Origin of the sequence: Chelativorans sp. YIM 93263 (genome assembly GCF_028767125.1) — a bacterium.
In the GTDB taxonomy this organism is placed as follows: Bacteria; Pseudomonadota; Alphaproteobacteria; order Rhizobiales; family Rhizobiaceae; genus Chelativorans.
In genome coordinates this window covers 1-11,567 of the sequence record NZ_JAKCWP010000017.1, presented here as the reverse complement: position 1 = coordinate 11,567, position 11,567 = coordinate 1, and the positions used below count along the sequence as shown (strand labels likewise).

At 59.1% G+C, this 11,567-nt stretch carries 11 protein-coding genes and 2 pseudogenes; 4 read left to right on the top strand and 9 right to left on the bottom strand.

Annotated elements, in window-relative coordinates:
• Positions 1–485 precede the first annotated feature (485 nt).
• The 7 genes and pseudogenes from rpiB to LY631_RS20235 all read right to left on the bottom strand — a co-directional run bounded on the left by rpiB (position 486) and on the right by LY631_RS20235 (position 6,529).
• Positions 486–932: a ribose 5-phosphate isomerase B gene (rpiB, locus tag LY631_RS20265; RefSeq protein WP_274427431.1), complete on the bottom strand. Its 447-nt coding sequence runs from the start codon at positions 930–932 to the stop codon at positions 486–488.
• A gap of 24 nt (positions 933–956) precedes the next feature.
• Complete coding sequence (locus LY631_RS20260) at positions 957–2,231, bottom strand: TRAP transporter large permease (protein ID WP_274427430.1); 1,275 nt, start codon at positions 2,229–2,231, stop codon at positions 957–959.
• Positions 2,232–2,240: 9 nt separating this feature from the next.
• The gene (locus tag LY631_RS20255; RefSeq protein WP_274427429.1) at positions 2,241–2,705 is read right to left on the bottom strand and encodes a TRAP transporter small permease; all 465 of its coding nucleotides are present in this window, start codon (positions 2,703–2,705) and stop codon (positions 2,241–2,243) included.
• A gap of 67 nt (positions 2,706–2,772) precedes the next feature.
• The gene (locus tag LY631_RS20250) at positions 2,773–3,768 is read right to left on the bottom strand and encodes a TRAP transporter substrate-binding protein (protein WP_274427428.1); all 996 of its coding nucleotides are present in this window, start codon (positions 3,766–3,768) and stop codon (positions 2,773–2,775) included.
• Positions 3,769–3,789: 21 nt separating this feature from the next.
• Positions 3,790–4,536, bottom strand: a complete 747-nt coding sequence (locus LY631_RS20245) for a FadR/GntR family transcriptional regulator (RefSeq protein ID WP_445082925.1) — start codon at positions 4,534–4,536, stop codon at positions 3,790–3,792.
• A gap of 350 nt (positions 4,537–4,886) precedes the next feature.
• Positions 4,887–5,035, bottom strand: a pseudogene (locus LY631_RS20240) (TrbI/VirB10 family protein); the annotation flags it as partial.
• A 21-nt stretch (positions 5,036–5,056) separates the two neighbouring features.
• Positions 5,057–6,529, bottom strand: coding sequence for a S8 family serine peptidase (locus LY631_RS20235; RefSeq protein WP_274427426.1), 1,473 nt, complete (start codon positions 6,527–6,529; stop codon positions 5,057–5,059).
• A 131-nt stretch (positions 6,530–6,660) separates the two neighbouring features.
• On the opposite strand from LY631_RS20235, the pseudogene LY631_RS20230 reads away from it, so the two are divergent.
• Positions 6,661–7,029, top strand: a pseudogene (locus tag LY631_RS20230) (RNA polymerase sigma factor); the annotation flags it as partial.
• Between the two features lie 311 nt (positions 7,030–7,340).
• Here LY631_RS20230 and LY631_RS20225 read toward each other — a convergent pair.
• Together LY631_RS20225 and LY631_RS20220 are read right to left on the bottom strand one after the other, a co-directional pair.
• Complete coding sequence (locus LY631_RS20225) at positions 7,341–7,700, bottom strand: hypothetical protein (RefSeq protein ID WP_274427424.1); 360 nt, start codon at positions 7,698–7,700, stop codon at positions 7,341–7,343.
• Positions 7,697–8,650 (bottom strand): aldo/keto reductase, encoded by a 954-nt coding sequence (locus tag LY631_RS20220; RefSeq protein WP_274427423.1) that lies wholly within the window; start codon positions 8,648–8,650, stop codon positions 7,697–7,699. Before LY631_RS20220 ends, LY631_RS20225 begins: the two co-directional genes overlap by 4 nt.
• A gap of 109 nt (positions 8,651–8,759) precedes the next feature.
• Here LY631_RS20220 and LY631_RS20215 point away from each other — a divergent pair, with 109 nt between their 5' ends.
• The 3 genes from LY631_RS20215 to LY631_RS20205 all read left to right on the top strand — a co-directional run bounded on the left by LY631_RS20215 (position 8,760) and on the right by LY631_RS20205 (position 11,290).
• On the top strand, positions 8,760–9,680 hold the full coding sequence (locus tag LY631_RS20215) for a LysR family transcriptional regulator (RefSeq protein ID WP_274427422.1): 921 nt from the start codon (positions 8,760–8,762) through the stop codon (positions 9,678–9,680).
• Between the two features lie 193 nt (positions 9,681–9,873).
• Positions 9,874–10,665 (top strand): CBS domain-containing protein, encoded by a 792-nt coding sequence (locus LY631_RS20210; protein ID WP_274427433.1) that lies wholly within the window; start codon positions 9,874–9,876, stop codon positions 10,663–10,665.
• A 13-nt stretch (positions 10,666–10,678) separates the two neighbouring features.
• Positions 10,679–11,290, top strand: coding sequence for a hypothetical protein (locus tag LY631_RS20205; RefSeq protein ID WP_274427421.1), 612 nt, complete (start codon positions 10,679–10,681; stop codon positions 11,288–11,290).
• Positions 11,291–11,567 lie beyond the last annotated feature (277 nt).

Sequence of the window (11,567 nt, the reverse complement as noted above, 5' to 3'; positions counted from 1 at the left end):
GGCGAAAATTGTTAGCGTAAACAGCTACTTGGCGGCAGAGAACAGGGCTTGGCCGTAGATTGGCGGAGAGCCGTTCGTCCAAAAATCCGCTGGCGGAGAGAGAGGGACTCTTCGCCAAACAAGCCAAATCAACCAATTCCAGCAATGGACTCGCCAGAACCAAATCGAACGATACTTCTGACGCTACATAGCACGATATAGTCCTGCCGGGAAGCCCGCATGGTAAACGGGACAAACTGGGTTGTCCCTGACTGCCTCAAGCCTGGCAACTGCCTTCGCAAGCGTGTAGCTGTCGTTCGCTTTCGATCGAGATCGAAGTCCTTTTTGCCGACGGCCAGCCTCCTTGGAGAAAGTGAAACGCCTCGCGATTGCTAAAGAGGCGGTAAGGTTATCGAATTGTGCGAGGCTGCGGGAGGCGCGAAAGCGTAGTTGGTGCCGGTGTGGTTGAAGTTGATGATGCCAGCGCCATTGCCGAAGGCCACCGATTACCGCGCGTCGTCCATTTCGGCAAGCTTTTCGACCCGGCGCCGGAATTCCTCGTCGCTCGAGAATTCGGCAGCGAGATACGCCGCGATCAAATCCTTTGCGAGCCACGGCCCGACGATCTGTGCGCCTATGCACATGACGTTGACGTTATCATGCTCAACGCACTGGTGGGCTGAGTGCACATCATGGCATACGGCCGCCCGGATATCCTTGACCTTGTTCGCCGCGATTGCAGCGCCAACACCTGTTCCACAGACAAGGAGCCCGCGTTCGGCGGAGCCGGATGCGATGCGATGGGTCACCGCGCGTGCAATGTCGGGAAAATCGACCGGCTTGTCGTCGAACGAGCCGACATCCTCCACTTCATGGCCAAGCGAACGCACGAAGTCCACGACAGTCTCCTTCAGGGGAAAACCCGCATGGTCGGAACCGATTACGATACGCATCTCACGATCCTTCTAGTTGCAATGTCAGCGGAGCAGGCCGGGCAGCAGAAGCACTAACTCGTCCGCAAAAGTGATGACTGCGAGCGTTATAAGCAACGGCAGATAAAACGGCAAAAGCGCGTGGAGCAACTGCCGAAGCGAAATGCCGGCGATGCTCGTCAGCAGGAAGAGGGCCAGTCCCATCGGCGGTGTCAGCAGCCCGAACATCAGGTTGAAAATCACCAGAATGCCCAGATGCACCGGATCGATCCCCGCCAGCACCATGGGCGGCGCGATGATCGGCACCACGAGCAGCGTGGCTGTTGTCGAATCAAGGAACATGCCTGCGATGAAGAAAATGAGATTGGCGATCAGCAACAGGACGATCGGATTGGTGCTGAACTGAAGGATCCAGCGCGCGAAGTCCTGCGGCACCTGCTCGACAGCAAGGATCCAGCCGAACAGTGCCGCGACCGCGACGATGATCAGAATGGCGCCGGTGCTGCGAACCGTCACCAGCAGCGCGTTCCACAGGTGCGGCAATGTCAGGTCGCGGTAGAAAAGCGAGCTGATGAGGATAACGTAGGCAGCCGTTACTGCCGCCGCTTCCGTCGGCGTGAACAGTCCCGCCAGCATGCCGGAGATCATCAGTATTGGTGCGACGAGCGCCGGCACCGCTGGCAGCAGATCGCGCCCGACTTCCGACGGCCGTGGCCACCTTTCGGCTCTCGGCAGATTGCGGCGATAGGAAAGCACCGCCACTGTGATCATCAGCAGCCCGACACAGATGATCGCCGGCAGGATACCTGCAACGAGCAGCTGCACGATCGAGACGCTGGTGATCGAGCCATAGACGATGAGCGGGATGCTTGGAGGGAAAATCGGGCCGACTACGGCGGAGGCTCCGGTCACAGCGGCCGAAAATGGCGCCGTGAACCCGCGTTTTCGCATTGCCTGGATCTCGATTTTACCGAGCCCGCCCACATCGGCAAGCGCGGCACCCGACATCCCGGAGAAGATGAGGCTGGAAAACACGTTCACCTGCGCCAGACCACCCGGTATGCGCCCCACGAGCGTGTCGGCAAAGCGAAAAATGCGATCGGTGATCCCGGCCGAATTCATGAGATTGCCGACAAAGATGAAAATCGGTACCGCGACCAGTGGAAAGGAATCGAGCGCGTATGTGACGCGCTGCGCGAGCAGTCCGAACGGAAGGCCTTCAATCAGAACATAGATGATTGAGGGTATGAGGATAGCGTAGACGACCGGAATGCCGATGAGGAAGAGGAGGAGAAATGCTGCGATGATCGCCAGGCCCATGATGCCGCCTCACAGAACCTTGGTTTCTTCGCGCGGCGGGCGCCGAAGATCCAGGATGTGCAGGAGGGCCGCAACGGCGAATCCGAAAAAGGTCGAGCCGAGAAAAAGCCAGAACGGAATCCCGAGCGTAGGGGTCGCATTACTCAGATTCTTGAAAATGGTTCCCCATGTCACATAGGCGACAAAACCCGCCGCCAGCGCTCCTGCTACAGCCGTGAGAACGGCCAGAAACCGACGCGCGAAGTGGGGCAGAAGTTCGCGAAGTTCCGCCATCACGATGTTCTCGTGATTCATCACGACGAGCGGAAAAGCCGTGAAGACGAGCACAATGAGAAGAAAGCGCGTGAATTCTTCCGCGCCGACGATCGGAGCTCCAAACAGGTCACGCAACACGACCTGTACGAATGGCACCGCCGTAAGGGCGACGAGCACGAGTACGCAGAAACCGCTCAGGACTGTTCGCACAAGCGACATGGCTGAAACCGTCGGGGGAGAGGTTTAGCGGAAGCGGCAGAACCGCCGCTTCCGCGGATGAGATCGGCTACTGAAGCTGTCCAATCTGCTCGATGTAGGGTTCGTAGCTCGGGAAATCCGTGCGGATTTGCTCCAGCACCCGATCGCTGAAGGCATTCAGGTCGAGGCCGTCCTCTTCCGTGATTACGGTCATGCCGTGGCCTTCCAGCGTTTCCACCAGTTCGGCCTCGGATTCGGTGGCCCATTGAAGCGACTCGTGTGCCTTCTTGTCCAGCACCTCGGTGATCGCGTCACGATGTTCCTGGGAGAGTCCCTGCCACGCCTCCTCATTGACGAACACCGCGAGGATCGACTGCATGTGGCCGGTCATGGCGACATGCGACTGCACTTCGTAGAGCTTGTTGGCGTTAATCATAGTGAGCGGATTCTCCTGGCCGACGACCAGACCAGTCATAAGGGCAGTGGGCAGTTCGGAGACCTCGACCGGCGTCGGCGTGGCGCCGAAGCCCTTGACCATCGACACCCAGAGGTCGAGCGGCACGGCACGGAACGGCTTGCCGGCGAGGTCCTCGGGCGATTTCACCTCGAAATTCGAGGAAATATGGCGCGCGCCGCGATATATGCGGCCGATAACACGCACGCCGCCTTTTTCGATCAGTTTTTCGTTAATCTCCTGCAGGGCGGGCGAACTGGCCGGGTCGGTGGCCTCCAGTGCGTGCGCCCCGTCGCGGTATATAAAAGGCGCGTTGAACACGGCGACGTCCGGCACGATACGGGCGAGCGAAGCGAAGTCATGATGTCCCATGCCGATCGACCCCATGCGCACGCCGTCCACCATCTCGGCCACGCCGCCAAGCTGGCTCGCGGGGAAGACCTGGATCGTTACTTCACCGTCGGTGGCTTCCGCGATCGCTTCGGCGGCTTCCGCCGCATACCGGGTCTGAATGTCGCCCTCGGCTCCGACGTGCGCATAGCGGAGTTCTTGTGCGTTGCCAGCCGTCGCGGATAGGCCGAGCGCAAGCGCGGCACCTGCCAGGGCGCATGAAATGCCGAACGTTCTCATAGTGTCTCCTTCCCTTTTAGCTCAGTCTTTCTGAGGTCCCTCCGCCTTCGAGTAGGCGACGATGTAGCTCTTGCGGCGGAACTCGTCGCCGATTGCGAAATGGTCACGCAGCTTCTTCTCTGACTGGTCTGGATCGCGTGACAGGATGGACAAAAAAACCTCACGGTGCGCGTCGACGAGGTAATCCTTGATGCCCGGAACCAAGACGGTGAGCCGCCGCCGCTCCTGGTGGCTGCGTTTCATGAGTTCGGAGATCGCGTCATAGAGCGTCAGGAGCACCGGGCTGTGACCGGCTTCGACCAGCGCCAGATGAAAATCGAAATCGGCCTCGCCGCCGGCTTCAGGATCGTCAAGCGTGTCCATCAACTTGGACAGGCAGTTGCTGATGCGTGTGAGGTCGCTGTCTCCTGCCCGCTCGCAGGCGAGCCGAATGGCTTGGCACTCAATAGCGATGCGTGCCTGCATGACATCATCGAGAACATCGGGCTGTTGAGCGAGGCTGAAAGTAAAGAAATCCCGCAGCACCGCCACGTCGGCCGCCTTCACATAAGCTCCCTTGCCGTGACGAATTTCGAGAAAGCCGAGCATTGCCAGGGAGCGCAGGGCCTCCCGCAGCACCGGCCGCGACACGCCGAGCGAAAGGGATAGCTCGCGCTCTCCCGTGAGGCGGTCACCGGCCCTGAGACCGCCAGAAAGAAGTTGCTCGCGAAAAAACGCAAACACCTTCTCGGCACCCACCAATTCGTCTCCGCGTTCTATGGAGAGCATGCACTTCAACTCCTCTCGACTGGTCTTACCACTTATTACCTCCGCTTCTTCGTGTCAATGGTCAGAGATACCGCTTTGCGTTGGCGCACACTTTCGAAGGCTGCTCCAGTAGCGGCCTCAGATCGGAACTGGGGCCGCCATTGTCGTCAGATCCAGTTCCCTCTGCGAGGGTCAGCGCATCTTCTATGCCCACTTCGAGATACCTGACACTGTTCTCGATTTGGGTATGGCCCGACGACCATCGCAAGGGAGCTGATCATCACCCCCGTGGCAAGACGGTCAGGCAACGCAGTCACGCCCGGACCAGATACACTCCCGTCAGCATTACGTAGGCCGCGCCGGACAGGTAACAGCCCGGCGGCCTTCATCAAATCCCACCAGCGGTAGTCCACCCCATCCTCAAGCCCGGCATTGCCGGACGCATCCGCGCCCGGCTGGCGCTCCAGCACGATGGAGTGTCCTTGGGCAGGATCAGGCGGTTCCAAACGAGCAGGACGCGGTGACCTGGCCGTACAGCAAACTAGTCCATGACGATCGGTTTGTTTTCGTCCACAAGACCGCAAACCTTCGAAGCGTTCAGAAGCCCCCAGCCGAACACGGGATCTTTTCCCGGCTCGCCCAGATCTTCGGCCATGGAAGCAAGCCGCTGCTCAACCTCTTCGGGCGAAAGGGCGGGTTCTTCGGCCTTCACTACGGCAGCCGCGGCGGAAACGAATGGCGTGGCGAAGGAGGTTCCCGTCTTGGGCCGCGCACCGCTGATCGAAGCTGCAGTCCAGACATCGACGCCAGGAGAGGCAAGGTCGACGTGCTCGCCCTGCACGGCGCGTCGATAGGGACGCTTGTGACGATCGACGGCCGTGACGGCGATTACCTCTGGATAGGCAGCGGGATAGACGGGTTCGGCCCGCGGACCATCATTGCCCACGGCCGCCACGAAGATGACCTTGTTCTCTGCAACGGCCGATTCAATAGAGTCGCGCAGAAGATCGTTCGCATCGCCAGCAAGGCTCATATTGATGATGGAGACATCATGAGCGAGCAGATGATCGATCCCGACCACGAGGTCAAATACTTCGGCACGGTCTCTTCCGCTGCTTGCACGTTGAAACGCATCCACCGCGAACAGCTTGGCGTCGGACAGGAGCCCCGGTGACCGACTCGCCTGCGAGCCAACAAGGAGTGCGGCGACGGCAGTGCCATGCTGGCGCCCGGAAGCAGGTTCCTCCTCGTCGGCGATACGCATGACGTCGATCGCACTTTCGGCAAAGGTTTTATGTTCCGGGTTGATCCCCGTGTCGATCATGCCGATGCGTACGGCCGTATCGCAGGCTTGGCGCGCTCCGGCATCGCGGACAGGCCATTTTATCAGAAGGGGCGCCCAGCAAAGCCCATCGGGACAGATGCGCGCCTGCACGTCAGCTTGTTCGGGTCGGTAATAGTGGTTGAAGTCGGCTTGACTGGTCGGATCGAGCACGCGCACGTCTTCTCGCGCCGTTTCCAGGTCTGTGCCTGAGGGCACCTCCAGCTTCACGATGGACTGGCCGATCAAGGAGAGTTCACTTTGTTGAAGGACCACATAGTCATCGGCCTCGAGTTGGGCGAGATGCTCGTCTGAAAGCCCCATCGCGACGATCTGGTGCTCCGCATACCGCGGCTCCGGTGGCGGGGGCGGCGCTGCACGGCGAGGAGGAGCGGCCGGGCGATTGCGAAAGGGCCGTATCAATTCGCGAAGAAAACGTGGCGGCCTTGCCGCACGATAAACAGGTGATGAACTGCTGCCGTCATATCCGCGGCTCCCGCGGCCACGATCATTATCATCATCGTCGTCGTCATCATCATGATCATCATCGCCATCGTCGTCGTCATCGTCGGCGAGTACGGGCGTAATGATTTGAAAGGGTCCGGGATCAGGCAGTGCGAACGAGCCCAGTACCGAGAGCAACAATAGGAAAGTGGGCGCTTTTCGCAACCGCTCGAAGAATAGTTTGCCCATCGTCCTCTTCCACCGTTGCAGCAACGGCTCTGCTTCCATGTTCTACAGTGTGCAACAAACCTGCACTGGAAACGGCCGAAAAGCTATTCTATTCCTCGGTCAGTTTTTTTCGACTCCAATAGGATCGGCCTATGACGGCAGCCTCGCACGATATCGGCGAACAATTGATCGCCCTGCTGCCGAATATGCGGCGGTTTGCCCTATCGCTCACGCGCGTTCCCGACCTGGCGGACGACCTGGTCCAGCAGGCTTGCGAGCGGGCACTCGCGAATGCGGCAAGCTTTCAGGCCGACACGCGATTTGATGCGTGGATGTTCCGCATCATACGCAATCTGTGGATCGACCGCCTGCGGCGCGTGAAAACGGCTGGCCCGACCGACGACATTGGAGAGGGCGGCGATATTGTCGGCCAGGATGGCAACAGCACGGTCGAAGCGCGGCTGACGCTCGTTACGGTGAGCGAGGCCATCGACCGTCTGTCGGAAGAGCAGCGGGATGTTCACCGACTTAACATAGCCGCCTTCACCTCCGCGACAGCGCTTGAACGCGGGAACAATTGACGAGCCCGACTCGAATCGCATGGAGCTGTTCACAACAACGCGGAACGGTACTAGGACTGAAAGCACCCACGTTGCCCAACCAGGACCAATTCAATGGCCGAAGCCGGAGAGCGGCTTGCTGCAACGGATCCGGCTAAAGCTTGTTGCAGCTGCCGCACAGGTTTGCGCCGCGAGATCTCTCCATTAGTCGTGCTCGCGCGACGCGAGCGGATGGGAGGCCGCCATGACGGCCATAAGCCGGTCGCGCCAGATCACGCGCGAATTGAAGTCGAGGATTCGTGGGAGCAAGCCATGAAGGCGACGTCTAGCCGGTCTTCCCGCACCTGTACTTGTGCGTCCAGCGCCGAATCCTCGGTGATCTCCAGGGCGACCTGCGCATTCAGCGACGGCGAGCGTCTGGATGAGCGACGCAAGGGGAATGAGCGACCCCTGGCGCGGTCGGCACTCCCCATTGACGATCGATCTTCGGTGCTGAATGCATCGTCGCCGCATGTGCTTCCGCCGCTGTATTCGGCGGTAGCCTTCGCCTCGATCGGGGGAGCACGAAGGCTGCGCCCGGACAGGAAACTGACCGCCCAATCAGCCGGTATTTCAAGGCGTCTTTCATTCATCCCACTCTATCGCGAGTAGGTAGTTCGAGTGCGTCCAAATTCGCGATATCATTGGCAGTGAGACGAAGCTCCGTGGCGGCTGTGTTTTCTTCCAGATAGCGAGGTGTTTTAGTCCCAGGGATGGGGATCACGTATTCTCCCTTGCTGAGAAGCCAAGCAAGGGCGACCTGTCCCGGTGTCGCTCCGTGTTCCCGCGCGATCTTGCGAACGGTCTCCACACTCTCGCGATAGGCGGCGAGGCCGTTTTCGGAGAACTGCGGAAGCGTCAGACGCCAGTCATCCTTGGGTACATCGGTTTGCCCTCCGAACGTGCCGGTCAGAATGCCCCGCCCGAGCGGCGAGAACGGTAAGAAAGCGATACCGTTCTCGACCGTGTAGGGCAGAACGTCAGCCAACACCGTTCGGTCAAAAAGGGACAGTTCCGATTGAACGGCCGCGACCGGATGCACTGCCTCCGCACGCTTGATTTCATCGAGAGCCACCGCCGAAAGGCCAAGGGCGCCGAGCTTTCCGCCCTCGACAATCTCGGCCAACGCGCCCCACGATTCTTCCAAAGGCACGTCAGGATCGACGCGATGCAGGAAATAGAGGTCAATATGATCGACACCCAGGCGCTTGAGACTCGCGTCGACAGCCTGCCGAAGATAATCGGGTTTCCCGTTCGTTTCGAAGTTATAGTCTTTCACAAGCAATCCTCCCTTCGTGGAGAGAACAACTGCATCCCTGTGCCCGCGTATCGCTTGACCGACCAATTCTTCATTGTTGAATGGTCCATAGACGTCGGCAGTGTCGATCAGATTGGCCCCGAGTTCGATAGCGCTGCGTATGACCGCTATCGAGCGGGCATCGTCTCGCCCATGGGGATCGTAGCCGAACGACATGCCCATCGTTCCCAAGCCGATGCGGCCGACCGCGCGGCCCGATTTTCCGAGTGTGGTTTTGGCGACCATCGTATCGCTCCTGTGTGCGAGGTGCTGGATAAATTCCTTGTGCACTGGAAACTTACGGGTCAATGGGATATAATTCCAATCAATCCCGTGTATTTCTGGAATCACTTTCATGGATATCCGTCATATCGACCTCAATCTTCTCAAGTCCTTCGACGCTCTCTTGGCCGAGCCCAGCGTTTCGGGTGCGGCACGGCGACTCGGCCTGAGCCAACCGGCCACAAGTGCAGCGCTCGCCCGCCTCAGGGCTATGTTTGACGATCCAATTCTGGTGCGGCGCGGAAACAGAATGGTTCCAACTCCACGCGCGGCAGAGCTGCGGCCCCGCGTCCGAACCCTGCTGGATGACATCGCAAACACTTTGGCGATGGATGGCGCGTTCGATCCAGGAAAGAGCACAAGGCGATTTCGGCTCCTTGCCAACGAGTACGCCACGCTCGTTGTTCTCGCCCCGTTCGTGGAACGGCTTCGGTCACTCGCTCCGGGGATCAGCGTTCAAATTCTTCCATTCGCGCAGGACTTTGAAGAGCGCCTCGCCAGCCACGATTGCGATCTGGTGATTAGTGAAAGCAACAGCCTTTCCGCATCCAGAAATGTAGAGGTGCTGTTCCGCGACGAGTATGTGTCGGTTTGCCGACAAAAACATCCGCGCTTGCCCAACACCGTAACGCTCGATGCTTTTCTTGAAGAGGATCACGTCATCGTATCCAGCCAAGGGCGGATGACTGCTGTCGTAGATAAAGCCCTCGCCAGTATCGGCCGGACCCGGCGGGTTGCTTTGAGCTTGCCCCACTTTCTTGTAGCATCAGCGACGGTTTCAACTACTGACCTTGTTGCCACCCTCCCGCGCCGCCTGGCTCAGTGCTGCACGGGTTCTTACGGACTCCGCTTGTTTGCACCACCAATCGAAGTTGACGGATTCGAGATTGGATTTGCTTGGCATCCACGCAGCACCGCAGATGCAGCAACGAGTTGGCTAAAAGACGAACTGCGCATGATATCGGCGTCTCTTCAGAGAAGTTGCCAAGCATGAGAGATGCTCGCGCAGCGGAATGACTCTGGTCGCTTCATGTGTGGCCACACGTTGATCAGCCCCAGTTGCAATGACCCCATCGCGCAATAATATTCTCCCATGCGCCGACTTTCCGAACTGGATTGACTTCCAAATATGTGGCTTTGCTGCATTGCGGACCCGGAAGTTCCGACCACTCTCCCCAGGGCTTGCCATGGCGTTTCGCCTCTTTGTTCCAATACTTGCCGGTGCGACGCTGCGCGAGCGGCTGCTCGCCTGCATCGGCGCCATGACCGGTATCGCATTGACTGGAGTGATCAGTGCGCTGGCGAACGGGAACGGCCCGTATATCGCACTACTGGTGGCGCTGAATTCCGCAGTACTGGTGGCGCTTGGCTTCATTTTCCACCTTCTGTCACGGCGCAACTATCCGCATGTCCACGTGTCCGCCGCAAATAGCCATGGCATCGCAGACCGGCCGCCGGTGGAGCGCGTCGGATTCCAGCCCGAAGATGTCGATACAGCACTTTCCGCGCTGGACGAAATCTTTGACATCAGCCGCGACGATCTCGAAAGGCTACTGCGCCAGGTCGAGTTGCAGGCGTTGGTGCGCTCGCAGCGGATGCTGCTCTGCCGGGACATCATGTCCCGCGATGTGGTATCGGTACGCGAGAATGCATCGGCCGATGAGGCCCGAAAACTGCTGCTCGATCACAACATCCGCACCTTGCCAGTGACAGACGCCGACAGCAGGCTGGTCGGTGCGGTTGGCCTGCGCGAGTTGACGACGGCGACGGATACGGTGAGGGGCATGATGTCGAAGGCTGGCACCGCCTCTCCCGACACGCCCGCGATGCGTCTGCTTCCGGTGCTCACCGACGGCCGCAGCCATGCCGTCGTCATGGTGAATGCCGAACAACGCATCCTTGGCCTGATCACCCAGACCGACCTGCTGGCGGCCGCAGCGCGCGTGCTGACGGCAGACACAACGCTGGCAGCGGCGTAATAATGTTCCGGTCTTGCGCGTTATCACGTTAACCACCTCTGGATACGATGAGAGAAAGCAAGATATTCGAGGCCATCACGGATGCCGGTTTTGCATTTGGGACGCCAATCAGTTCATTGCGCTCGGCGCTGAAACTGGCGCGCTAGTCTTGCAGGACCGACCTGATGGCGAACATCGTGATCGGCTGGCTGATTGCACCGACAGCAAGAATGCTCTTGTCGTTGATCCGAATGCAGCCGAGCCAGTCATCGCGCGCCATCACATCCCGCAGCCAGTTCGCGATCAAGTTACGGCAATCGCCGCCGCATGCGGCGCAGACTTCCAAGCCGAGGGGCGCGATGAGAACGCCTTTCTTGCCGACGATGTAAACCATGACGGCACCTACGATTTTCTGCTGGACCACGCCCTGGCCTGTCCAGCCCGAACCAAAGCGCTGTGCGATGCGTCCGGTTGTCCCTCGAGCTTATTCGTCTACAGCAATGGCGACTGGCAACCCCATGCGTTCCATTTGTACGGCTACAAGGAATTGACCATGGAAGGTTTTCTGCTCAAATGCAGCACGGAAATAAATAAAGCGGGCGTGTTCACGAAGAACGGCAAGTTGGTGCGGCGCGATTGTTCATGAGAAGAATATTTTCGCCTTGAACAGCATAAGATTAATGAGGAGTGGACGCTTTTGATGTTGTGGATACAGGTCGGCGGAGGTCGGGAAGCTCCGTTTAAAGTAAACATTCCGGCGTACAGTTTTGAGAGGCCGGCTGTTGAATGACAACTTGGAGCGAATGTCGGTCTCGGCTTAATCACCCCCGCAACCAAATCCTACGCTACATTATCCTCCGTCGTTTACGGCCAAGCCCCTGCTCTCTGCCGCCAAGTAGCTGTTTACGCTAACAATTTTCGCC